This window comes from Enterobacter cloacae complex sp. 6730903 (genome assembly GCF_048283985.1).
GTDB lineage: Bacteria > Pseudomonadota > Gammaproteobacteria > Enterobacterales > Enterobacteriaceae > Enterobacter > Enterobacter hormaechei_C.
This window is the reverse complement of record NZ_JBLVXX010000041.1, coordinates 17,073-40,603: the sequence shown is the minus strand read 5'-3', so window position 1 is coordinate 40,603 and position 23,531 is coordinate 17,073. Positions and strand designations below refer to the sequence as shown.

At 50.2% G+C, this 23,531-nt stretch carries 27 protein-coding genes and 1 tRNA gene; 4 read left to right on the top strand and 24 right to left on the bottom strand.

The window, feature by feature from the left end; all coding sequences use genetic code 11:
• Positions 1-90: 90 nt before the first annotated feature.
• The 8 genes from ACNQ0W_RS19035 to ACNQ0W_RS19000 all read right to left on the bottom strand — a co-directional run bounded on the left by ACNQ0W_RS19035 (position 91) and on the right by ACNQ0W_RS19000 (position 5,381).
• Positions 91-1,125, bottom strand: a complete 1,035-nt coding sequence (locus ACNQ0W_RS19035) for a major capsid protein (protein ID WP_116329858.1) — start codon at positions 1,123-1,125, stop codon at positions 91-93.
• Between the two features lie 16 nt (positions 1,126-1,141).
• Entirely contained in the window at positions 1,142-1,501 is a 360-nt protein-coding gene (locus ACNQ0W_RS19030) for a hypothetical protein (protein WP_116329859.1), read from the bottom strand.
• Positions 1,498-1,713 carry a hypothetical protein gene (locus tag ACNQ0W_RS19025; protein ID WP_063134504.1) on the bottom strand — a complete coding sequence of 72 codons (216 nt, stop codon included), beginning with the start codon at positions 1,711-1,713 and terminating at the stop codon, positions 1,498-1,500. Before ACNQ0W_RS19025 ends, ACNQ0W_RS19030 begins: the two co-directional genes overlap by 4 nt.
• A 750-nt stretch (positions 1,714-2,463) precedes the next feature.
• Entirely contained in the window at positions 2,464-2,781 is a 318-nt protein-coding gene (locus ACNQ0W_RS19020; RefSeq protein ID WP_116329860.1) for a hypothetical protein, read from the bottom strand.
• Positions 2,774-2,998: a hypothetical protein gene (locus ACNQ0W_RS19015; RefSeq protein ID WP_116329861.1), complete on the bottom strand. Its 225-nt coding sequence runs from the start codon at positions 2,996-2,998 to the stop codon at positions 2,774-2,776. Before ACNQ0W_RS19015 ends, ACNQ0W_RS19020 begins: the two co-directional genes overlap by 8 nt.
• A complete protein-coding gene (locus tag ACNQ0W_RS19010) occupies positions 2,998-3,396 on the bottom strand; it encodes a hypothetical protein (RefSeq protein WP_116329862.1) in 399 nt (132 codons plus the stop codon). The genes ACNQ0W_RS19015 and ACNQ0W_RS19010 overlap by 1 nt, the downstream gene beginning before the upstream one ends.
• Positions 3,397-3,802: 406 nt before the next feature.
• Complete coding sequence (locus tag ACNQ0W_RS19005; protein ID WP_180261566.1) at positions 3,803-5,251, bottom strand: DEAD/DEAH box helicase; 1,449 nt, start codon at positions 5,249-5,251, stop codon at positions 3,803-3,805.
• Positions 5,217-5,381: a hypothetical protein gene (locus ACNQ0W_RS19000; RefSeq protein ID WP_157848878.1), complete on the bottom strand. Its 165-nt coding sequence runs from the start codon at positions 5,379-5,381 to the stop codon at positions 5,217-5,219. The genes ACNQ0W_RS19005 and ACNQ0W_RS19000 overlap by 35 nt, the downstream gene beginning before the upstream one ends.
• Before the next feature lie 1,576 nt (positions 5,382-6,957).
• Between ACNQ0W_RS19000 and ACNQ0W_RS18995 the strand changes: the two genes are divergently transcribed.
• Positions 6,958-7,518 carry a tyrosine-type recombinase/integrase gene (locus ACNQ0W_RS18995; protein WP_023303153.1) on the top strand — a complete coding sequence of 187 codons (561 nt, stop codon included), beginning with the start codon at positions 6,958-6,960 and terminating at the stop codon, positions 7,516-7,518.
• An 87-nt stretch (positions 7,519-7,605) separates the two neighbouring features.
• Here ACNQ0W_RS18995 and ACNQ0W_RS18990 read toward each other — a convergent pair whose 3' ends face one another.
• Entirely contained in the window at positions 7,606-7,977 is a 372-nt protein-coding gene (locus ACNQ0W_RS18990) for a hypothetical protein (RefSeq protein WP_023303152.1), read from the bottom strand.
• A 277-nt stretch (positions 7,978-8,254) separates the two neighbouring features.
• Here ACNQ0W_RS18990 and yecR point away from each other — a divergent pair, with 277 nt between their 5' ends.
• The gene (gene yecR / locus ACNQ0W_RS18985; RefSeq protein WP_229692708.1) at positions 8,255-8,428 is read left to right on the top strand and encodes a YecR family lipoprotein; all 174 of its coding nucleotides are present in this window, start codon (positions 8,255-8,257) and stop codon (positions 8,426-8,428) included.
• Between the two features lie 21 nt (positions 8,429-8,449).
• On the opposite strand, the gene ACNQ0W_RS18980 is transcribed toward yecR, so the two are convergent.
• The 5 genes from ACNQ0W_RS18980 to proB form a co-directional block, all read right to left on the bottom strand.
• Positions 8,450-8,692 carry a hypothetical protein gene (locus ACNQ0W_RS18980; protein WP_023303151.1) on the bottom strand — a complete coding sequence of 81 codons (243 nt, stop codon included), beginning with the start codon at positions 8,690-8,692 and terminating at the stop codon, positions 8,450-8,452.
• Positions 8,693-8,849: 157 nt separating this feature from the next.
• Positions 8,850-9,008, bottom strand: a complete 159-nt coding sequence (locus ACNQ0W_RS18975) for a hypothetical protein (RefSeq protein ID WP_023303150.1) — start codon at positions 9,006-9,008, stop codon at positions 8,850-8,852.
• Positions 9,009-9,588: 580 nt separating this feature from the next.
• Positions 9,589-9,664: transfer RNA gene (locus ACNQ0W_RS18970), tRNA-Thr, on the bottom strand.
• Between the two features lie 111 nt (positions 9,665-9,775).
• The gene (gene proA / locus ACNQ0W_RS18965; RefSeq protein WP_062933703.1) at positions 9,776-11,029 is read right to left on the bottom strand and encodes a glutamate-5-semialdehyde dehydrogenase; all 1,254 of its coding nucleotides are present in this window, start codon (positions 11,027-11,029) and stop codon (positions 9,776-9,778) included.
• 11 nt (positions 11,030-11,040) lie between these two features.
• On the bottom strand, positions 11,041-12,144 hold the full coding sequence (gene proB / locus ACNQ0W_RS18960; protein WP_015571369.1) for a glutamate 5-kinase: 1,104 nt from the start codon (positions 12,142-12,144) through the stop codon (positions 11,041-11,043).
• Positions 12,145-12,449: 305 nt separating this feature from the next.
• On the opposite strand from proB, the gene phoE reads away from it, so the two are divergent.
• A complete protein-coding gene (gene phoE, locus ACNQ0W_RS18955; RefSeq protein WP_062933702.1) occupies positions 12,450-13,502 on the top strand; it encodes a phosphoporin PhoE in 1,053 nt (350 codons plus the stop codon).
• A 132-nt stretch (positions 13,503-13,634) separates the two neighbouring features.
• On the opposite strand, the gene crl is transcribed toward phoE, so the two are convergent.
• The 3 genes from crl to gpt form a co-directional block, all read right to left on the bottom strand.
• Positions 13,635-14,036 (bottom strand): sigma factor-binding protein Crl, encoded by a 402-nt coding sequence (gene crl / locus ACNQ0W_RS18950; RefSeq protein WP_006809999.1) that lies wholly within the window; start codon positions 14,034-14,036, stop codon positions 13,635-13,637.
• A gap of 56 nt (positions 14,037-14,092) precedes the next feature.
• Positions 14,093-15,337 carry an esterase FrsA gene (frsA, locus tag ACNQ0W_RS18945; protein ID WP_116329867.1) on the bottom strand — a complete coding sequence of 415 codons (1,245 nt, stop codon included), beginning with the start codon at positions 15,335-15,337 and terminating at the stop codon, positions 14,093-14,095.
• 104 nt (positions 15,338-15,441) lie between these two features.
• Complete coding sequence (gene gpt / locus ACNQ0W_RS18940; protein WP_003863205.1) at positions 15,442-15,900, bottom strand: xanthine phosphoribosyltransferase; 459 nt, start codon at positions 15,898-15,900, stop codon at positions 15,442-15,444.
• A gap of 258 nt (positions 15,901-16,158) precedes the next feature.
• Between gpt and pepD the strand changes: the two genes are divergently transcribed.
• Positions 16,159-17,616, top strand: coding sequence for a cytosol nonspecific dipeptidase (gene pepD, locus ACNQ0W_RS18935; RefSeq protein ID WP_062933700.1), 1,458 nt, complete (start codon positions 16,159-16,161; stop codon positions 17,614-17,616).
• A gap of 55 nt (positions 17,617-17,671) precedes the next feature.
• Here pepD and dinB read toward each other — a convergent pair whose 3' ends face one another.
• The 7 genes from dinB to ACNQ0W_RS18900 form a co-directional block, all read right to left on the bottom strand.
• Entirely contained in the window at positions 17,672-18,730 is a 1,059-nt protein-coding gene (gene dinB, locus ACNQ0W_RS18930) for a DNA polymerase IV (protein WP_062933699.1), read from the bottom strand.
• Positions 18,731-18,836: 106 nt separating this feature from the next.
• Positions 18,837-19,037 (bottom strand): (Na+)-NQR maturation NqrM, encoded by a 201-nt coding sequence (gene nqrM / locus ACNQ0W_RS18925; protein WP_003863212.1) that lies wholly within the window; start codon positions 19,035-19,037, stop codon positions 18,837-18,839.
• Between the two features lie 2 nt (positions 19,038-19,039).
• Positions 19,040-20,263: an NADH:ubiquinone reductase (Na(+)-transporting) subunit F gene (nqrF, locus tag ACNQ0W_RS18920; RefSeq protein WP_015571374.1), complete on the bottom strand. Its 1,224-nt coding sequence runs from the start codon at positions 20,261-20,263 to the stop codon at positions 19,040-19,042.
• Positions 20,264-20,273: 10 nt separating this feature from the next.
• Complete coding sequence (nqrE, locus tag ACNQ0W_RS18915; RefSeq protein WP_003863217.1) at positions 20,274-20,870, bottom strand: NADH:ubiquinone reductase (Na(+)-transporting) subunit E; 597 nt, start codon at positions 20,868-20,870, stop codon at positions 20,274-20,276.
• 6 nt (positions 20,871-20,876) lie between these two features.
• Positions 20,877-21,515, bottom strand: coding sequence for an NADH:ubiquinone reductase (Na(+)-transporting) subunit D (locus tag ACNQ0W_RS18910; RefSeq protein ID WP_003863219.1), 639 nt, complete (start codon positions 21,513-21,515; stop codon positions 20,877-20,879).
• Complete coding sequence (locus tag ACNQ0W_RS18905) at positions 21,508-22,302, bottom strand: Na(+)-translocating NADH-quinone reductase subunit C (RefSeq protein ID WP_062933698.1); 795 nt, start codon at positions 22,300-22,302, stop codon at positions 21,508-21,510. Before ACNQ0W_RS18905 ends, ACNQ0W_RS18910 begins: the two co-directional genes overlap by 8 nt.
• Positions 22,295-23,530 (bottom strand): NADH:ubiquinone reductase (Na(+)-transporting) subunit B, encoded by a 1,236-nt coding sequence (locus ACNQ0W_RS18900; RefSeq protein ID WP_062933697.1) that lies wholly within the window; start codon positions 23,528-23,530, stop codon positions 22,295-22,297. Before ACNQ0W_RS18900 ends, ACNQ0W_RS18905 begins: the two co-directional genes overlap by 8 nt.
• Position 23,531 lies beyond the last annotated feature (1 nt).

The window sequence follows — 23,531 nt, the reverse complement described above, 5'->3', positions numbered from 1 at the left end:
CCACCAGAGCCACAATTGCGCTGTGGGTTAGTAAACATCCCTCATTAAAGCGCCTGAATATTTCCAGCGAGTCAGGCTCCCGCTTGCTCATTAAGCAGTGATGGTGATTTTCACCTGCATACCTAACGCATGATTGACAGGCAACGCCGAATTTTCGTGCATAACGTGGTACGCATCGCCGCGCTCACTCAGGTAGCCCCAAGAGTAGTATTCAGCAGGTGCTGCATCGATCAGCGCGAAGTTGCCAGAGGCAGCGCCGTAAATATTCTTATAAGGATTTGAGTTGCCTTTGCTAAACACAGGCACCGCCACCATATCAGCATCATCCGGCATCTGTGCCAAGATCAGCGCATCTGTCACTTTAACAATGTCGATAGGCGCACCAGGCAGACTAAACGTACTAACTCCTGGGAGAAGCTCGTGACGCTGGTAGAACAGGTTACGGTCGTCATATGGCGCTACATACTGGAACGCTTTAGACATACTGTCAGAGAAGCGAATCTGGCTAAATGCAGCAGGCTTAGCGAATACGATCACTCGTTCAATCTGACCAGCCAATCCACCTGCGGCAGCCTGAACTTTGTCTAAGATGGCATCAAAATCCTGTGCCGCTGTCGCTGTACTCACGCTGGCTGTCATTGGTACTACACCGAACAGTTCAGCATAAGAGATCAGCAGGTCATCAGTAGCAGGGGTATAAACTTCACCTTTGAACAGAGCACGGGCCAGGTAAGATTCACGGGTACGAAGGTAAGCAATTTTATGTTTCCCAGTGTACTCGGTGTACAGGTCGGTAACGGTTTGTTCGTAATCAGTGCCTTGTACCCTTTTCCCTTGTACGTCTACAGGTTTAAACTCATCTTCCCTTGCAAACCAAGGAATCTCGATAAGGTATTCTTTCCCATTCTGACGCGCGGTAGTGTCGTGGTTTGATGAATAACGGCTCTGCGGGGTGTTAAACAGGCTGTAGTTATCATCCAGAAGCTGTGTCACCACCACTTTCGGATTCTGAACACCTACTCCGTCGAAGAGGTCGAGGGCATTCATAAGGTAGTTACGTTCCGGCAGGGCCTGGAAGATTGGCGCTAAATCGACCATCTCACGCCCAATTGCGATTTTACTCATTATTTATCTTCCTTGATTAAGAGGTGAAGAATGGACGGCATACGAATCCTTTGGATTCGAGCGTGGTAATAGCTGCGGCGTGATTAGCTGCGTGCAGGTTCTCGGCTTTCAGTGCTACGAAGCTGCCAACATTAGGCGCACGTAGGACATTCACGGTTTTACCGTCGCCAGCACTCACGAAATCACTTACCACCACAAAGGCATCATCGCCGGAGGTGTATAAAGCGCCATCAGCCCCGATAACATCGGCGCATTGAATATCCGCTGGCAGGTCGAAAACACGACCTTCTACGACTGCAAAAGAATCAGTGGCGTAGCTCACTACGTCAGTGAAACTCTTACGAATTGGGAAAAGTTCGGTTAGGTCTACAATCATTGTTGTTTGATTTCCTTGGATTTGATTGCGATCCGTTCCTGCATACTAAGTTGAGGTGTGTCCTCAGAAGGGAAATACTGGTCTACAGCTTTTTCTATTTCTTCAACAGTACATCCTGCCATTTCAGCCACTTTAGCTATTAACTCAGGATTAACTTGAATCACTTCGGATTTGTATTTTAGGATTCGGTCGCGATTATTTAATAAGAACATTGTGTTGTTCCTTCGCGTTGTAACTGCGTTCATCCTTCCATTAATAACGGAAGTGTTACATGCAGATTGTTAAAAAGGGGCGATTAAGCCCCTGGAAAGCATGCCCGTGTTAGAAAGCATTGTTTAACGTCATCGTTTCGGAGGATTATGATGTTAAAGAATGGTTTCTTGAATAAATGAGGGCGCAATGTGAATACAGATGTATACACAAAGTAGGATCGCCCGTCATTGCTCCTCATTTTTAAAAGCGTGTAGCAGCGCCCAGGAATAAAATGAGGCTTTCTTTATCTATCTACTACCAGACACTTTCGGGAGTGTATTAATAGAAGATTTGCCAGCCTGAACGTGACTACCGCTGACGGCGTTTATTCAGTCTGACTACATTCACCCTAACGGAATGTATGAGTAAAGAGCGAATGCCCTTTCTGAAAAAGTCGGAGATGCGCGGTGATTGCGATGCAATACCAACACAACAAGATATTACATCCCGCGCATTCCTTCGGAACTAAACAAGACAAAGAAGAAAGAACCAACACTTTCAGAGAGAACATATGAATGGAAAGAGTGCCGCTATGGGAAACGGCATTCTCTGGAGTGCTCACACTATGGGATAGTGTTTGCAAGTCGTATTGACATACGAGGAAGAGTAATGTGATTCGAACATTTATTCATTTCCATACTTCTTATTCTACAGTATTCCCGTTACAAAGTCAATAGTCAGTCGCCATTTTATTCATTTATTGTACATTTTTATTCAATTTCGAGTACTACGTATTCTTCGGCTAAGTCATGCGCCAGCGCGTCTAAATCCTGCATACAGGACACAAGGGACTGAGCCACCTGTGACACTTCGCGTAGTACGCCTTGATCCTCGTTCAGGCTTTCTGACTGCTCCACTACGCTTATAATCCCTTGCATAACAACTGAGGCCAGATGAAGCTGTTTAACGGCCTCAGAAACGCTCTCAGGGGTTCCCTGTCGGTAGGCTTCCGTAGTCGCATCAAGAAGCGGAATGTGTAGTTGCTCGTGAAATTTCTGTAGCATTAGGTTAATGTCGGTTTTAGTCATTTTTCATTTGTTCCATTGTCATTTTGGTTTTATTTGCAGCAGCCAGAAAAGGCGCTGCGAGAGTGAGGACTCTGTTTTCCAGGTCATCAAGTGCCATTATTTTTTCTTCATCTGTCAGAAAAGCATCATTGATGACATTCTCGATTTCATCGTAATACCATTCGCAGCATTTAACGTTCTGGGCGAATCGTTTGGTTTGTATTGTCTGTGTATGCATTATTCTGTGTAACTGTCTCCAATGTTAAATAGTTCATTAAAGTCCCTGACTCCCGCCACGGTGTTATTCATTGCGTTGAATGTGAGGTAATGACGTAAAGAGGTGAAACCGAGGCACTGCCATTTTTTAAGCTGGCTATCATCCCAGGTGTAAACCTTCCGTTTACGTGGGCGGTAATACGCACCAGGACAGGAAGTGAGGATATCATTCAAAGCAGCCCACTCTTCCACAGAGGGCGGTTGTGAATGCACTTCTTCAACGTGCTCTATTAGTTCACCAGGGATTTCTTCGAGTGAAGAGATTAATAATCTCTCGCGTTGCCTACGCGCGGCTTTTCCGATATGGTTTAAACTTTCCTGCTCGATCCGTTTGATTGGATTTCTATCTTTTCTTCCCATTATGCCCCTTTAGTGGGGAAACTTCCCTGTCTGGTTATAACGTAAACGCCATAGAATATGGTGAACCACCATAAAGCAGTTATCATAAAAGTTTCCCTATTGTGTGTTTTAGAAATTAGAGTAGATAAATTCTACATTGTCTCGTTCGATGTGTTTCAGCGTGAATGATAGATAATGGCTTTCATCGTCTATCTCAATCACACCAATGTTGCGCAGCGCACGAAGCCAGAATCTGATCCCGTGGTCACTTACACCGGATTTATCAGATAGCTCTCCGTAAGAAATGCGTGTCCTACGTCCCTTCCAGAACCAGATAAGCGCATAATAAACGCCCTTCCCGCTATCGTTGATCTGTATCTGGTTTGTGTTGTTCAATTTTATGTATTGTATCAATTAGGTCTCCTGATTAGTTCCAGTGGCGTTGTATTGTGGCGATCCCTTTCTTCATGAGTTCAGCCGTTTGTCTTTGGGTCAATCCTTTGGATTTGTGTTCCTGTACTTCTTTACGGGTGTTGTTACCTTTAACTTTCTTTCTCACTTTCCCAAATTTCAGACATTCAATCTTTGCTCCAGGGAAATAATGCTCTTTGATGTATTCAGCAGTTGCCAGATCTGGCACTACGAACACCAGAGGGTGATCAGTGTCAGCATTACGAATAGATGTACGGCTAATAAACTGGTAGCACCTTTCATAATTCATCGCGGCGCGTTGCTTCTGTTCAAATTTTTCAACATCCCATCCGTTAATCTCCGCATACTGCCGCCATTTACCCTGGAAATCTCGATCAAGATTACTGCATCCGAGAAATACAGCATTGTGTATGTGCTGGTAATGGTTCAGGCCATAGGATGCCATTGAAACACGGATACCACGGGAAGCATCGGTAAGAATTTCATCCCCTATCGTAGTAAACTGACACAGGGATTTATCTCTGTTGGTAGCGAAGATAAATTCACCAGGCACGCGCTGGATGATTTCCTGGAGATGTTCGTGAAACACTTTCTGTAATGCTGTCAAAGTGCATCTGTTTTCACATACGGCGACCAGGGAGATCGGTACACGCTTATGTTTACGTCTTTCAAGTGGCGGCTGTAAATCTTCACCAGCTTCCTCAACTTCGTATTTCGCCAGATGTTCAGCAGCCCAGGTAAACAAACTTCGAGAAGAGCCAGCACCTAAGAGTGTAAGTTGTTCAGCCCATTCTACAGATCTGATAATTGGTGAAGCAGTGAAGGCGAACAGGTGTTTATTCTCTTCGTAGAGAAGTCCAGCACCCTGCATAATCGCCCAGAGCAGGCGCTTTAACTCAGCACCATTCGCCTCTGTTTCGTGCCAATAGTCGTAGAAATCTTCACGCTTATCATCACTCAGGAATAACAATCCGTCCCGCTCTTCCAGCCACTTTAGGAATGGGAAATTTTCTTCCGTCCGTTTGGTATGCTGCACTTTGATGTAAGCGCCAAACATTGCATCAGGGATTTCATCAACAAAGATACTGAAATTACGGAGAAGGTTTTGAAGTTCCGTTTCAAGCGCTGCGCGATAGCAATAATGAATGAAACATTGATGTGTACAGATAATAACCGAATGCTGGAAATCGTATTCCAGGGTGGAAATTAGGAGATTTACCGCTTCTGTTTCGGTGTCCACATGGAAACTCTTCACCCGTCTTTCTTTTAGTTCTTCCTTCACCTGTCCACATAATTCATGTGTTGGCATCACGAGAAGATAACGAGGGGGAATTGCTTCGGAGTTTGTTAATAAACTTGATTTGATGTAGTGCTGTAACGTGGTGGATTTTCCAGATCCGCAAATTGCATCAACGAATTTTACTACGCGTTTCTTTTCTTTCATCAGTTTCCTCTTTTTGTAGGATAGTGTGTTTGACAATGGAGTTAACCAGGGCCGGAATACTTACACCTTTAATTGTGGCGGCTTCACGGAGCGCCTCGTAAACTTCTGGACTAAAACGAATGTTCATCATTGGTTAATTTCCTTACGGTGTTGGTCATAACGGGCGAGAGCGTCAGCGAACATTTTCATTCGGTCTGTATACTCCCTCGATTTTGCTGCTTGCATGGATGCGTAAATAACGTGGCGTTTCACCTTACCACTCACCAGATCATTAAAAACCTGGTCACTACTGAAATACTTCAATAACTACCTCCTTCGGATTTTGGATGCAAAAAGCCCCAGGCAGATTACCCCGCCCAGGGCCGAAAGTTTGAGAAGGTTTTCTCCCCTTCATACTTACCATAATACACTATTTTAATAACGTTTGTCAACCAATACCACAAAATAAATTCGTCGTCAACAATTTTTTCATAATAGGATAAGACGGCTTCTCAAGGAAGGGTATCATTTCCGGCTCTTCATGCAAGTGAGCCGATCTTGTAGCTACGCTACATTGCACAATTAACCTGTTAACACATCATTTTAATGATAAGCCCTTTTACATAATTTTGATGTGTTGAGATCGTAGGCTCACAATGAACCAGCGATCAGCGGGTGAATGTCGCATGAAAAAGTATCTGCTCATGATCATCCTGCACAATGATGTATGTTCGAGGAATACGAGAACATAAGAGAGATAATTAATAACCTTAATTTAATTAAGGGTAGTTAGTAGTTGGTTTGTGTCAGTGAGTGAAGCGAACATGACAAGTTTCTCTACAGGAAAATCTCTTCTCAACAATAACTTTCAGTAGAGGTTACTTTCCTGTATAGCTCTCTTCCATGCGCGTGATCAGCGTATACCAAATTGTATAGTCCACTTTATGGAGAATTAACCCTCCATCAATCCTGATTACGTGTTAATAGCGAATACTCGCCTCCATAGCGCCGGAATAATCCCACGCTAATTACATTCTAAATACCCGCTAAACCCCAGGTAAAGCGATGCTTAATCTATTCTAAATAACCCGCCTGTAACGCTATCTGAGCGCCTTTCTCACTTTCAAAGTATCTTTCATCACTTATACGAAAGCCTTGCGCCGTGCGGCTCACAGCGATCATTGTCCACAATGAGCACTTTTATGATAGGTGCAATGTGCTTAAAGACTTTTTATATTTTATCAAATTTATTTGAATATCGATTTTCCATGCCAAAACCCGCCAATTAATTAGCATTCTAATCATTTCTTGATGCAATCAACTCAGATGGGAATCATTATCATCTACGGTGCAATATCCCTACCTCAAGGTTCTATACTAATGTGAGATAGAATATCTAAACAATTGATTTAGATGACATTAACCACTTTACCTTCAACTTTCCTCTCTAAGATATGCAATGAATCTGCATAAACCGTGCATAGCCTCGCCAGGATTTGGCAACGTTCAAACATCTGTTTAGACTTGCCAACTTTATGATTTCGTTCAAGATATTCCTAAATTGTTCGAATTTCAAACAGGAGTCCGTGCTTTTTCGCGTTCAGTAGTGCTGGAAATGGCGCAACCTTCCACCACTCCGTCAAAAAAATGTGAGATTGAATAGTTGTAACTTACTGAAAATGATCATAATCTTATTTCACAGTTTCAAGATTTACGGAGATAAGCAGATGGCGACCACGAAGATAATCACCCAGGCAGAGGCTTTTAAGCTGATTAACTGGCTTGAAAGTCATAACAAACAGCTATTCGCAGACGTAGCGGTAACAATGGCCTCTTTATGCTTACGTGTCGGGGATACGGTGAATTTAAAGTTCACCCAGTTCAAGGAAGGAAATACGCTGGAAGTGCTGGAGAGTAAGACGTGCAAGAAGAAAGAAATCATCGTCCCTGCGAAGGTGTGGGAGATTGTAGAACGTCGCCGCCAGGCATTCCCGAAAGACGAATATGTTTTTACGTCACACAGCAATCGTGCATCAGGAAAAGCCCCTGTCAGCCGTGAACAGGTGAACCGTGAGATCAAACAGGCTGCGGAGAATGTGGGGATCAAAGGAACAGTAGGATGCCATTCTTTTCGCAAGTTTTCTGCCACACAGGTGTGGGAGAAGTCTAACGGGAATTTGGCTTTAGCAATGAAAGCGCTGAACCACTCAGATCCCAAAGTCACCATGAACTATTTGAAAATTGACGTTAAGAGCGTGGGCGCTGCCCTTGCAAACATTTGGGAGTGAGCAATATGAAACGCTTGATTGTACTGCCGCTGGCGCTCATGAGACTGAAAGGTTAACGCAAGGCGCACCAGAGCATTTGGAAAGTAATCAGAACACACCAGCAGTGAGGGTGCACTTGGTAAACTTGTAGTGATCATAAGTGAACTCACAGTACACATTACCCACACCTTGCAGAGATACATCCCCCTGATACTTTCTCTCTCGTGTGTCGGGATCAAATTGGTTGAGGTAAAACTCCCCAAACATACTAAAAAACTTCTTCGCCCCAAATCTGCTCACACGAAGTTCGAAACTATCTATATAACCAGATGAACGCATCTCGACGGCAATAATACGCGCGATGGCAATCGCCTCCTGTTTACTTAACCAGTTATTCACAAACAAGAACACAATAAAAGAGCAACCTAATGTTTCAGGTAATGCCAAGATAGAAACAATTAACATTATCACGCGCAGCAACTATTATTCCTTCTTTCAAGAATCAGACAGAAATCATTAAGAAAACTCTTAAAGTTTTTGAGGCTATATTTTAAGTTAGCAATCTAACCGCAACAACTTAACACAAAAACTCTTGGTAGGGATGATCCTTGATGCGTAAAAGTTTATTGATGTTGTTAGCTTCTTCTCTGCTTCTGTCTGGGTGTGCTGTATAGAAACAACAGGTTCTAACTGGTGGTAGCAAGTCTGATGGGACTGTAAAAACGAGTTATTCTTTCGGGATGTTCGCCCCCCTAAAGTGAACGTCCAGCAAGGCGCTCAAGCAGCAGCACAGCGTTGCGCTGCATGTGGCTATTCTGGTGCTGAGCCTTTCGGCGGTTATACTTCAGTTTGTTCTCAACCATCCTCAAGCGGATGTATGGAAACACTGGTCTCAATGGAGTATCAATGTACTGGCGATATTAAAAAATAAAATAAAGGGGACATCGCCCCCTTATGCCCTTGCCAACCATTTTGTAGGGATCTCTTCCCACTTTTTGCTTACTTCATCAAAGAAGAACACATCATCAATGCCATGCTCAAGGAGGTTAACTGTCTGAGTAGCTGTCGGTATATTCAAATCTTCAACAAGCGCTGACAACACGGTATTGATTTGATCACATCCGTCCCATTCAATAATTTTCTCTTTATGTTTTCCATGAAACCCATAGTGGATACGTAACTGCTTATTGGTCATTACCATCCCCCTACTGTTAGTATTATCCTGATACATTGACTCAACAAAATCTCGTTGCTCTCCAGTCAAGGTGAGTGTCTCCAAAGAAAGAGCCCACTAAATTGTGCAACTAATAGATTTTAGACGATATAAGCCATTTAGCACCGTGATGGGTAGCTTAAAACATGTTGTTAGCCGTTCGCGCCAGCTTGATTTCCTCTCGCTCTTCCTGCTTCTTAGCAAGCCAAGCTTTACCTTCTGGCGTAGCAAGGAATTTACGAGCGTGAATCTTACGGTTGTTGCGCTTAGTGGCTGCCTTATTCGTGGCTTTTGACATGATATCACCTCCGCTGAATCTGCCAGCGCTCAACGTACAGCAGAGAGACAGTACAACGAAAGTTACAATCGTGCAGATAATGGATGACCATTACGTGCCGTGTTGGGCACATAAGAAAAGGCGGCGCGTAGCGCTTCCGCAGGGTGTAATCCCTTCGCAGGGAGGATAAAGCCTTAGCACGTTCTCTTATCAGGTGATCGTTATACTCCGGTGATCGAAACCGTGGCAGAGCCGGATTCTTTCCCGATCCGGTTAGTCTTCCCAACATTACGCCTGTTTATTCTCTGCAACGTCATCTCGACGTGTAGCATCATTGAGCGCCGCACGAAGCGCGGAACGTATCGCTAAGGGTTCAAGTGATGTGTTTAGAGAGTCCGGCAACTCTTTTAGCTTCAAGGGATGGCATAATTTCTAATGCTGTTCGGGCTTGAGCCTGGTAACTACCCGCCAGTACGTTGTACAATACTTGAGCCGATACAACGCAAAGGCGTTTACCAGTGCTAACAGACGTTAGAACAGAAGTTACAAACCGTTAGATAAACATGCTAAAGAATGCTGTTTTTACGGGATTTTCTGTTGATGGTGCCGATAATAGGAGTCGAACCTACGACCTTCGCATTACGAATGCGCTGCTCTACCAACTGAGCTATATCGGCCCTGAAAGGCCGGTTACGAGCGTAACCACGGGGCAAAAGAGTAGATCTAACCAGGTGATGCGTCAATGCCCTTTTGAATCAAACGGCTATTTTTGCATCACCCGCGATTATTTATGCACGAATGGTATCATCACCGAAGCCGATCCACTTGTAGGTGGTCAGTGCTTCCAGCCCCATCGGACCGCGGGCATGCAGCTTCTGTGTGCTCACAGCCACCTCCGCGCCCAGACCAAACTGGCCGCCATCGGTGAAGCGCGTCGAGGCATTCACGTAAACCGCAGACGAATCCACTTCATTCACAAAACGATCGGCATTGCGCAGGGTGCGCGTCAGGATCGCGTCAGAATGCTGGGTTCCGTGTTCACGAATGTGTGCAATAGCGTCATCGAGATCCGCAACCACCTTCACGTTCAGATCCAGCGACAAATACTCATCGTCGTACTGCTCCGCGTTAACCGGAACGACCTTCGCCGGACCGTCTTTCAGCAGGGCGAAAGCCTTCTCGTCCGCATGCAACGTGACGCCACTTTCCGCCATCTGCTTGCTCAGCGCTGGCAGGAAGGTACTGGCGATGCCCTGATGCACCAGCAACGTTTCCACCGTATTACAGGTGCTTGGACGCTGTGTTTTAGCGTTGACGATAATCTTCAGCGCAGGTTCGATCTCCGCGGTGTCATCCACCACGATATGGCATACGCCAATACCGCCGGTGATCACCGGAATGGTAGATTGCTCACGGCACAGCTTGTGCAAGCCCGCGCCGCCGCGTGGGATGAGCATGTCGATGTATTTGTCCATGCGCAGCATCTCGTTGACCAGCGCACGGTCGGGGCTTTCAATCGCCTGCACGGCACCCGCCGGTAAACCACACTCCTCCAGCGCCTGCTGAATGACGTTTACCGTCGCGGCGTTGGTGCGCCAGGTCTCCTTCCCGCCACGCAGGATGGCGGCGTTACCGGTCTTCAGGCACAGGGAGGCGACATCCACCGTCACGTTTGGACGCGCTTCGTAAATCACACCAATGACGCCGAGCGGCACGCGGCGACGCTCAAGGCGTAACCCGCTGTCGAGCACCCCACCGTCAATCACCTGCCCTACCGGGTCGGGGAGGTTGCACACCTGACGGACGTCGTCGGCGATACCTTTCAGACGCGCCGGGGTCAGCGCCAGACGATCGAGCATCGCTTCACTCAAGCCGTTGCGACGCGCTTCCAGCAGATCCTGCTCGTTGGCGAGCAAAATTTCCTGCGACTGAGATTCCAGATAATCAGCGATTTTTTCCAGCACGCGATTTTTCTCGCGGCTGGAAAGGAGCGCCAGTTTATAAGAGGCGGCTTTCGCGGCTGCGCCCATTTGTTCCAGCATGTTCTGGCTCCTTAACGAATAATCATGTCGTCACGATGCACGGCAACCGGGCCATATTCATAGCCCAGGATGGCGTCGATCTGCTGGGAATGGTGACCAGCAATCCGACGCAACGCGTCGCTGTTATAACGACTTACGCCATGAGCGATGTCGCGACCTTCAAGGTTACGGATTCGGATCACTTCACCACGCGAGAAGTTGCCTGTCACGCTTTTAATTCCTTTTGGAAGTAACGAGCTTCCTCTTTCCAGAATAGCGGCGGTCGCGCCTTCATCCACGGTCAGTTCGCCAGCCGGGGGCGCACCAAAGATCCAGCGTTTTCGGTTTTCCAGCGGGGACGCCTGGGCGTGGAAGCGAGTGCCCACAGAGATGCCTTCCATCACATCACCGATCACGCCCGGACGGCTGCCCGCGGCGATGATGGTGTCGATACCGGCCCGGCACGCCACGTCCGCGGCCTGGAGCTTGGTGCCCATACCGCCGGTTCCCAGACCAGAAACGCTGTCACCCGCGATGGCGCGCAGCGCATCGTCAATGCCGTGAACGTCTTTGATCAGTTCAGCCTGTGGATTAGAGCGCGGGTCAGCGGTAAACAGCCCCTGCTGATCGGTCAGAAGCAGCAGCTTATCGGCCCCTGCCAGGATCGCCGCCAGCGCAGAGAGGTTATCGTTGTCGCCTACTTTGATTTCAGCGGTGGCAACAGCGTCGTTTTCGTTAATGACCGGAACGATATGGTTATCCAGCAGCGCACGCAGCGTATCGCGGGCGTTCAGGAAACGTTCTCTGTCTTCCATATCCGCACGCGTCAGCAGCATCTGCCCGACGTGAATGCCGTAGATGGAGAACAGTTGTTCCCAGAGCTGTATGAGTCGGCTTTGTCCCACGGCGGCCAGCAGCTGTTTGGAGGCGATCGTCGCGGGGAGTTCGGGGTAGCCCAGGTGTTCACGCCCGGCGGCAATCGCCCCGGAAGTCACAATCACAATACGATGCCCTGCGGCATGCAACTGAGCGCACTGACGTACAAGCTCAACGATATGGGCACGATTCAGGCGGCGCGATCCGCCTGTTAACACACTGGTACCGAGTTTTACCACCAGCGTCTGGCTGTCACTCATGATTCTCTGCCGTTCAACAATAAGGGAAAATGATGTCAGTCAGACGTTTTAACAGGTGTCAGCTCCGTTGCCAACTGCCTTAGCGCATGACCCGTCACTTTGTTGCGCGGGATCAGGAAGCGTAGCGGCAGATTTTGACAATTTTATTACCGAAAAATTAAAACATACTTTTTTAGACATATTCTTACTTTGTCATAAAACTTTCACCCACGAACGATAAAACCCTTCCTGTTTTTCACGGGGTAATAAGTCGAATCTTATTACTCAGCGAATATTAGCGCGTTTTTATAAAATCAGGATTGAAAATGAAAAAGAGCACTCTGGCATTAGTGGTAATGGGCGTAGTTGCTTCCGCATCTGTTCAGGCAGCAGAAGTTTATAATAAAAACGGGAATAAACTGGACGTGTACGGCAAAGTAAAAGCAATGCACTACATCAGTGATGATGACGCTAAGGATGGTGACCAGACTTACGTTCGTTTCGGCTTTAAGGGTGAAACGCAGATTAACGATCAGCTGACGGGCTACGGACGTTGGGAAGCTGAGTTCGCAGGTAACAAAGCTGAGAGCGACTCTTCTCAAAAAACACGTCTGGCATTTGCCGGGCTGAAACTGAAAGACTTCGGCTCACTGGATTACGGCCGTAACCTGGGCGCGCTGTATGACGTCGCCGCATACACCGATATGTTCCCGGAGTTCGGCGGTGACGGCCTGGCGCAGACCGATAACTTCATGACGAAACGCGCCTCCGGTCTGGCCACATACCGTAATACCGATTTCTTTGGCCTGGTTGACGGCCTGAACATGACCCTGCAATACCAGGGCAAAAATGAAAACCGCGACGTGAAGAAGCAAAACGGTGACGGCTTCGGTACCTCCCTGAGCTATGACTTCGGCGGCAGCGATTTTTCTGTGATTGGTGCGTATGCCAGCTCCGATCGCACTAACGATCAAAACCTTCAGGCACGCGGCGAAGGTAAAAAAGCAGAAGGCTGGGCAACCGGTTTGAAATATGATGCCAACGATATTTATCTGGCCACTATCTATTCCGAAACCCGCAATATGGCCCCTATTTCCGGTGGCCTTGCAAATAAAGCGCAAAACTTCGAAGTGGTCGCGCAATATCAATTTGACTTTGGTCTGCGTCCATCTCTGGGTTACGTGCAGTCTAAAGGCAAAGATATCGAAGGTATCGGCGATGAAGATATCGTGAAATACATCGACGTAGGTGCGACATATTATTTCAACAAAAATATGTCTGCGTTTGTTGATTATAAGATCAACCAGATCGATGACGATAATAAACTGGGCGTAAGCAGCGATGATATCGTTGCGCTGGGCATGACCTACCAGTTCTGATGTTGTGGTAATAAAAAAACCGGCGCTGAGCCGGTTTTTTTGTGCCCGGTGACGCTGTGCTTACCGGGCATACGGGATAGTACATTTTTCATGCCGGGTAAGGCGTAGCCGCCACCCGGCGCTGTGACATCATCAGGCTCTCAGTTTCACCGCTTCGCTGGAAAAATCGTCCGCAGGCTCCAGCTTCAGATCCAGCGTTGCCAGCAGGTCGCGAGCTTTGCCGTGAAATTCTTTTAGCGTATGCTCCAGGCGATCGATCACTTCCTGATCTTTGATGCTCGTCGCCTGCCAGTGCCCGTCTTTATTAAACAGGCCAAACTGATAGCTATAGGTAAAACGGTTTTCCTGTGCTTCCATTTCCATCCACCAGCCCCAGAACTCACGTTTTTCGGGTGCAGGCTTCACGTTGACGCAAACAGCCAGGCAGTCGAAAAAAAAGCGATTCTCTTCACACTGCTCTTCTCGAATATACGGGCCAAGAGCCATGAACTTCTTAATCAGTCTACTTTTCGGGTGTCCACTCGGTAACGTCATTGCGATCTCCTTTTGTGAAGCACTGTTTTACCAAACCAACGAAATTTAGCAAACTATTAACACAATCTCTGCGTGATCCAGCGTGTGATCTCTTTCAGCGCTTTGTCAAAATTCTGGTACACCGGGCTGAAGGGTACCTCCAGCAATTTACCGTCAGAAGATGACGACGTGATTAAGCGTGACTCCTCTTCAGGGCTAAACGGATCGTTCTTCCAGAAACCGGACATCATCGGGGTTGGGCAGCGGCGGCCGAGTAAGCCCTGCGTTTTTAATGAATAACGATTAAGTTCAATGCGCAACGCTTCATCTGAAGCATCATGCATGCCAAGTCGGCTCGCCAGCACGTCCAGATACATCTCAGGAACGCTACCCTGACGCGCAGGATCGCTTAACAGAGCATGCACCACCGGGCCAAGACAGGCGACGGCCTTCAGGCGTGAAGATTCAAGGTAGGCCAGCCGTACCGCGACGTTAGCGCCAAAGCGGAAGCCAAACGCGCCTACCCGGGTGTGGTCAACCCAGGGGATATTCTCCAGCGCTTTTAATGCATGCTGGTGCAGCAGGCTGGAGTCTTGCGTAAGTTTCCATTTGGATGAAAAACCAATGGAAGGCATATCGAGCGTCAGCATGGCGATCCCTTTTGGGGCAAAGTAGCGCTCATACAGGCTGTAATAGTCGATTTGTAACGAGTTCAGGCCACCGCACATCAGAACCGTCGGGAACGGCCCTTCCCCCTCCGGCATATGCAGGAATCCGGTCACCGGGCTGCCGCCGGGAATGGCGAACTCAATTTCACGCATCCGGCCAGGCAGCCGCTGGGCGGCCTCTTCATAAGCCCGGTTTGCCAGCGCCTGGGCCTGCTCTGCCAGTTCGTCGCCTTTCAGATGCGGATATGCAGCGATGCTGTACAGATTTGCCGCATGCAGCCAGTGCTTGCCGCTGAGAGTGGCATCTTTTTCCTGGCTCGCTTTTTGCTGCCAGAGCATGGCCTGCTTTGACCATTCGTAGATCCAGTTTCCACCACGGTAGCCCACCACCGTATCGTAGAGATCGCTGTCGGTACGCTCGGACTCGCTCATCACGATACGCGCCTGCACGTCGAGGATTTCACGCGGATCGATGCCGCGCCAGATCCACATCAGGCGGTTAATCATTCGATACCAGTGGGGCACGTTCTTACCGTCTAACGCTGACTGAACGGCAGGCATTGTCCCCGGATTAAACCGACGCACCAGCGTCGACGTTTCAGGGTGCTTGAAACGGGGTTTGAAGAGAGTTTCGGTAAGATTCGCCTGCGTCATTGCGTTGCCTCCATGGATACGTCATATGAAGACCATTGTAACGCCTGGCAGGCTAAAAAGAACAACGCCCGGCATAACCGGGCGTGTAAAGTTACGTACTGAAATTAACGGCCAGAGATAGGCGGTACGAAGACCACGCCCATATCCCATGGCTGTTCAATCCAGGTATCCTGCGGGATATCAATGACGTAATCATCAACCAGTGGGCGACCCGCTGGTTTCGCGAAGATAGTGACGAAGTGCGCTTTTGGATACATTTCGCGGATAGCCACCGCAGTACCGCCGGTGTCCACCAGATCGTCGATAACGATAAAGCCTTCACCGTCGCCTTCCGCGCGTTTCAGCACTTTCAGTTCGCGCTGGTTGTCGTGATCGTAGCTGGAGATACATACGGTATCGACATGACGAATACCCAGCTCACGTGCCAGCAGCGCCCCCGGTACCAGACCGCCACGGCTGACGGCAATAATGCCTTTCCACTGTTCGGAAGGCATCAGACGCGCAGCCAGTTTGCGTGCGTGAATCTGCAACATGTCCCAGGTGACGACGTATTTTTCGCTCATGTGAAGTGTCCCAGCCTGTTTATATACGGCTTAAAAAAATGAGGGTGAACCAGGTTGCGCGAGATTATAGAGATCTGACGCACTAAAAACCAGTGTTACGCGCCATGAGCCTGAGTTTTTACATGCTTAATGCTACCAGCCACGGGAGAAAGTGGTATTCTCAGTTGCATCTCGCAAGCCTGACTTGTGGTAACAATCAACCTGCTAACCCTGTGACCTGCAACATTGTTTTGCAGCGCATCGACAAGGAGACCTATCGTGTCTGAACTGTCTCAATTATCTCCACAGCCGCTGTGGGATATTTTTGCCAAAATCTGCTCCATTCCGCACCCTTCCTATCACGAAGAACAGCTTGCCGAACATATTATGGGCTGGGCAAAGGAAAAAGGTCTGCACGCTGAGCGCGACCAGGTTGGCAATATTCTTATCCGCAAACCTGCCACCGCAGGTATGGAAAACCGTAAGCCAGTGGTATTGCAGGCGCACCTGGACATGGTTCCGCAGAAAAACAACGACACCGTTCACGACTTCACAAAAGACCCGATTCAGCCGTACATCGACGGCGAGTGGGTGAAGGCGCGCGGCACGACCCTGGGCGCAGATAACGGCATTGGTATGGCTTCCGCGCTGGCCGTGCTGGCTGACGACAGCGTTGAACACGGTCCGCTGGAAGTGCTGCTGACCATGACTGAAGAAGCGGGCATGGATGGCGCGTTCGGTCTTCAGGCAAACTGGCTGCAAGCGGACATTCTGATCAACACCGACTCCGAAGAAGAAGGTGAGATCTACATGGGCTGCGCGGGCGGGATCGATTTCATCTCTACCCTGCCGCTGTCCCGCGAAGCGATCCCTTCCGGATTCGAGACCTTTAAGCTGACGCTGAAAGGGCTGAAAGGCGGTCACTCCGGCGGTGATATTCACCTGGGCCTGGGCAACGCCAACAAACTGCTGGCGCGTTTCCTGGCGGGCCATGCCGCTGAACTGGATCTGCGCCTGGTGGACTTCAACGGCGGTACTCTGCGTAACGCGATCCCTCGCGAAGCCTTCGCTACCGTGGCGGTACCTGCGGCGAAAGCGGACGAGCTGAAAAAACTCTCCAGCGTGTATCTGGAGATCCTGAAAAACGAACTGTCTGCAAAAGAGAAAAACCTGACGGTGGTGCTGGAGTCCGTTACGACGGATAAAGCCGCGCTGACCGCACAGTCTCGTGACACGTTCGTCCAGCTGCTGAACGCAACGCCAAACGGCGTGATCCGCAACTCTGACGTGGCAAAAGGCGTGGTGGAAACCTCCCTGAACGTGGGCGTGGTGACCATGGGTGACGACAGCGCAGAGATCATCTGCCTGATCCGTTCCCTGATCGACAGCGGTAAAGAGTACGTTGTGAGCATGCTGGAATCTCTGGGCACGCTGGCCGGTGCGAAAACGTCTGCAAAAGGCAGCTACCCGGGCTGGCAGCCGGATGCAAGTTCTCCGGTCATGGCACTGGTGCGTGAAACTTATCAGCGACTGTTCAACAGCACCCCGAACATTCAGGTTATTCATGCGGGTCTCGAATGTGGTCTGTTCAAGAAACCGTATCCGGATATGGACATGGTCTCTATCGGGCCAACCATCACCGGGCCACACTCCCCGGATGAGCAGGTTCACATTGAAAGCGTCGGTCACTACTGGACGCTGCTGACTGAGCTGCTGAAAGCAATTCCTGTTAAGTAATTAGCCGTTTGATGCCCGGTGGCGCTACGCTTGCCGGGCTTACGATTAGCGTAATCTACAGTCCCAACACCAGCTGACGTTCCAGCTGCGGATCCAGCAAGGTGACGTGCAGCCCCACCAGCCTCACCCCTCGTCCGCCCCGCCGTTCTTCCCATGCCTTTTTTGCCGTCGCGATAAGATCCTCTTTGTTGAGGCGTGGCCAGACGTGCTCCTGCGTCGTCTGCTGAAAATCGTTAAATTTCAGTTTGATGCCCTGTCGGGCAATAAGCAGATCCGGTTTGACCTTCAGTAAGCGTCGTTCAAGCTCAGGATAAAGCTGTTCCGTAATAATGGTTTCACACTCGGTCCAGTCATGGATATCTTCGCTGAGCGTGCGTTCAACGCCGACCGATTTACGCAGCCGTTCGTTGTTCACATCCCGGTCATCAATGCCCTGACTGCGTTCCCACAGTACGCGGCCAAACTTGCCAAAACGCTTAAGCAGCAGCGCCAGATCGCTGCGCTGAACGTCTTCGCAGGTGCGTAGCCCCATACTTTCCAGCTTCGCGGCGGAGACTTTGCCCACGCCGGGGATTTTGCTGAGCGGCAGCGTCTTTAAAAACGCCGGAACCTCTTCCGGAGTGATAACGTACTGGCCGTTGGGCTTATTCAAATCGGAGGCGATTTTGGCGAGAAACTTTACCGGCGCGACGCCTGCCGATGCCGTCAGGTTCAGCTCGTTAAAAATAGTCTGGCGGATCTCCTGCGCCATCAGGGTGGCGGAGCCGTGGCAGTGCACGCTGTGGGTGACATCCAGATAGGCTTCATCCAGCGATAACGGTTCAATCAGTGAGGTGTAGCGGGAGAAGATCTCCTGAATGTGGCTCGATGCTTCTTTATAAGCATCAAAACGTCCGGGCAAAAGAGTGAGATGCGGGCACAGTTTCAGCGCCATCGCTGTCGGCATGGCGCTGCGCACGCCGTATTTGCGAGCAGGATAGTTGGCGGTGCTGATGACACCGCGCTGAACCCGGCTGCCGCCAATGGCGATGGGAATATCCCGCAGCGCCGGGTTGTCACGCATCTCCACTGCGGCAAAAAAGCAGTCCATATCGACATGGATTATTTTGCGCATAGTAAGCCCTCACTCATTACTGGATAAGTATACAGTAAACAAATGAGGGTTGAGAAGTGCGTGCAGGAATTGTCGGGTGGCGGGGTGCCTTACCCGACCTGGAAAACTAAATAATGCGTTGCTGCTCGCGAGCCATCCGCTTTTTCCGCGCATCGCACGGCTCCGGACAATCGCACACTTTTTCCATTCCGATAGAAGAGATGCCTCCGCAACTGCCCTGAATGCTTTTACGCTTGATGATCCAGCCTAAGGACATGCCGAAGATCACCAGCACAAACACCGCAAAGGTCGCCAGAAAAGTCAGCATAATCAGCCTCCGAAATCATCGAGCATGATGTTCTCATCTTCCACACCAAGATCTTTTAGCATCTTAATCACGGCGGCGTTCATCATTGGTGGACCACACATATAGAACTCGCAGTCTTCCGGTGCCGGGTGCTGTTTGAGGTAATTTTCATACAGCACGTTGTGGATGAAGCCCGTATAGCCTGTCCAGTTATCTTCCGGCTGCGGATCGGATAGCGCCACATGGAAGGTAAAGTTAGGGTTATCACGCGCCAGTTGTTCAAACTCATCGTCATAGAACATTTCGCGCAGTGAACGCGCCCCGTACCAGAAGCTGATCTTACGCTTGCTGCCAAGTCGTTTGAGCTGGTCAAAAATATGCGAACGCATCGGCGCCATACCCGCACCGCCGCCGATAAAGACCATCTCCGCATCGGTATCTTTGGCGAAGAACTCCCCAAACGGGCCGGAAATCGTCACTTTGTCGCCAGGCTTGAGGGACCAGATATACGACGACATGACGCCAGGGGGTGCATCAGGCACATTCGGTGGCGGCGTGGCGATACGCACGTTGAGCATAATAATGCCCTTCTCTTCCGGATAGTTAGCCATGGAATAGGCGCGAAGCGCGGGCTCTTTTACCTCGGAAACAAAGCGGAAGAGGTTAAATTTATCCCAGTCTGCCCGGTATTCCTCGGGCACGTCGAAGTCAGCATACGCGACGGTGTGTGCCGGACAATCAATCTGGATATACCCACCCGCACGGAACGGAACGCTCTCCCCTTCAGGGACACGCAGCTTGAGCTCTTTGATGAATGTGGCTTTATTATCGTTAGAGATAACTTCGCACTCCCATTTTTTCACACCGAAGATCTCCTCCGGCAGCTCAATTTTCATGTTCTGGCGCACAGCGACCTGACACGCCAGACGGCATCCCTCTTTCGCTTCACGCTTCGTGATATGCGACAGTTCCGTAGGCAGAATATCACCGCCGCCCTCTTTCACCGTCACACGGCACTGGCCACAGGATCCACCGCCGCCACAGGCAGACGAGACAAAAATCCCGTTGCCGGAGAGCGTGTTAAGCAGCTTATCCCCTGCCGGGGTACGGATCTGATTCTGCGGATCGTCATTGATATCAATGATCACATCCCCGGAATTGACCAGCTTCGCACGCGCCGCCAGGATCAGCCCTGACAGCACCAGTACTATCAGCGTGAACATCACCACGCCAAGAATAATTTCCATCTGTTAGCCCTTATAGCTGCACACCGGAGAAGGACATAAAGCCCAACGCCATCAGGCCGGTGGTGATAAAGGTGATCCCTAAGCCACGAAGCCCCGCAGGTACGTTGGCATATTTCATTTTTTCGCGGATCCCCGCCATGGTGACAATCGCCAGCATCCAGCCGATACCGGAACCGAAACCATACACAACCGATTCACTGAAGTTGTAATCGCGCTGAACCATAAACGAGACGCCGCCAAAAATGGCGCAGTTCACGGCGATCAGCGGCAGGAAGATCCCCAGCGCGTTGTACAGCGACGGGAAGTATTTATCGAGGATCATCTCCAGGATCTGAACAAGCGCCGCAATCACCCCAATAAAGGTGATGAAGTTCAGGAAGCTAAGATCAACCCCCTCCACCAGCGCGCCATCGCGCAGCACGAAGTTGAAGACCAGGTTGTTAATGGGAACGGAAAGCCCCAGCACAACGGTAACTGCCACGCCCAGACCAAATGCCGTCGATACCTTTTTAGAAACGGCAAGGAAGGTACACATGCCCAGGAAGAAAGCGAGCGCCATGTTTTCAACAAACACCGCGCGCACAAATAAACTCAGGTAATGAGCCATTGTCGGTTACTCCTTTTCCTGCTGTTCAGGCTTCAACGTACGAATTAGCCAGATCAGCAAACCGATAATGAAAAATGCGCTTGGGGCCAGCAGGAACAGGCCGTTCGGCAGATACCAGCCGCCGTTCTGTACCGTATCCAGCACCGGGATGCCAAACAGCTTGCCGCTGCCAATAAGTTCGCGCAGGAAACCGACCGTCAACAGGATCACGCCGTAACCCAGGCCGTTGCCGATACCGTCCATAAAGCTCGCCAGCGGTGGCATTTTCATCGCATAGGCTTCAGCACGCCCCATCACGATGCAGTTGGTGATTATCAGGCCGACAAACACCGAAAGCTGCTTCGAGGTTTCATAGGCGAAGGCGCGCAGGAGCTGATCGACCACGATCACCAGCGAGGCGATGATCGCCATCTGCACGATGATCCTCACGCTGTTGGGTATGTGGTGGCGGATCATTGAGATAAACATGCTGGAAAACGCTGTCACCAGCGTTACCGCCAGCGTCATGACCACCGCCGTTTCCAGCTTGGTGGTCACCGCCAGCGCCGAGCACACCCCCAGCACCTGTAGCGTTATCGGGTTATTGGCTAACAGCGGGCCAATCAATACCTTTTTAACTTCTTTCAGTTCACCCGTATCAGCCATTTTTCAGCGCTCCTTCACGTACATTCTTCAGGAAGGGACCAAAGCCCAGTTCACCCATCCAGAAATCAAAGCTGTGCTGCACACCGTTAGAGGTGAGCGTGGCGCCGGAAAGGCCATCAACGGCAAATTCATCGCCGGGACGCGCACCCCCTTTCACCACCTTCAGCGCAGGCTGGCCGTTGTCGTCGAGCACTTTTTTACCAACAAACTGTGCCCGCCAGTTAGGGTTCTCAACTTCGCCCCCCAGCCCTGGTGTTTCGCCCTGATCGTAATAAGTAATGCCTTTGACCGTACGACCATCGGTATCCAACGCCACAAAGGCGTACATCATTGACCATAAACCGTTGCCATAGATGGGCAACACGATTTCCTGGATGCGCTTTTGCTCGTCACGGACGAGGTAAATCTCCGCGACATTGCTGCGGCGCTTAATGCCTGCCGGATCCTGCGAGGCGTCAAGCGTGGTGCTCATCTGCGGATCTTTTAGCGCCAGCGCCTGGTTGTATTTCGCCGGGTCTTTTTCCATTAACTCCCCGGTTTTTAAATCCACCAGCCGTGCGGTAATACGTTCGGCAAACACCGCTGCGACGTCATCCTTCGTCATGCCTTCCTGCATCAGCCCGGCCACGGCCAGGATGTTACGCTGTTTATCCAGCGCTCGTTGCTCCTGCTGTAGCGGTTTTAACCCTACGGCAGAACCGGCCACGACAATGGAACAGACCAGACACAGTACCAGCACCACCAGCAGCGTTTTGCTGATGCTGTCGTTATTTTTGATCTCAGCCACGCGCCTTCCTCCGCTTAATGTTGGCGCGCACGACCAGGTAGTCGAACAGCGGCGCAAACAGATTGGCAAACAGAATGGCCAACATCATCCCTTCCGGATAGGCCGGGTTGACCACGCGAATCAGTACACACATCACCCCAATGAGCACGCCGTAACACCATTTACCTCTGTCGGTAAACGAAGCCGAGACCGGATCGGTGGCCATGAACATCATGCCAAACGCAAAGCCTCCCAGCACGAGGTGCCAGTACCACGGCATGGAGAACATCGGGTTTGTGTCTGAACCAATGAAGTTGAAAAGCGTGGCGGTGAGTACCATCCCGAGCATGACGCCAGCGACAATGCGCCAGGACGCCACGCGGCCAAAGAGGATGATGGCCCCGCCGATCAAAATCATCAGGGTAGACACTTCACCGATGGAGCCCGGAATATTGCCGATAAACGCATCAAACCAGGTGACAGGCTGTCCGGTTGCATTGTTGACCAGCGTTTCGCCGCCGCCTGCCGCCCACTGTGAAAGTGGCGTCGCGCCGGAGAATCCGTCTGCTGCCGTCCACACCAGGTCTCCCGAGATTTGCGCCGGATAAGCAAAGAACAGGAACGCGCGCCCTGCCAGCGCCGGGTTGAGGAAGTTGCGTCCGGTCCCACCGAAGATCTCCTTGGCAATCACCACGCCAAAGCTGATCCCCATCGCCGCCTGCCAGAGCGGCAGCGTTGGCGGGACAATCAGCGCAAACAGAATAGAGGTGACAAAGAAGCCCTCGTTGATCTCATGTTTGCGAATAATAGCGAACAGCACCTCCCAGAAACCGCCCACGATAAAGACAGTCATATAGATAGGGAGGAAGAAGACAGCGCCCAGCGTCATCATGCTGACCCAGCCGGCATCTGCCGCAAAGCTCACCCCCAGCGACTGCGCCAGACGATAGTGCCAGTCAGACTGAATCACCTGCGCCAGCTGCTCTGCATCGTACATATGGTGCAGCGCCGGAATAGTTTGCAACCCAACATTATACATCCCCCAGAACATGGCCGGGAAGACCGCAAACCAGACCAGAATCATCATTCGCTTGAGGTCGATGGCGTCGCGAACGTGCGCCGCGCCTTTCGTCACCAGACCCGGCGTGTAGAAAATGGTCGTTGTCGCTTCATACAGCGGGTAGTACTTTTTGAGCTTCCCTTCGGTAAAGTGCGGCTCAATTTTTTCAAAGAGGTGTTTTAAGCCCATG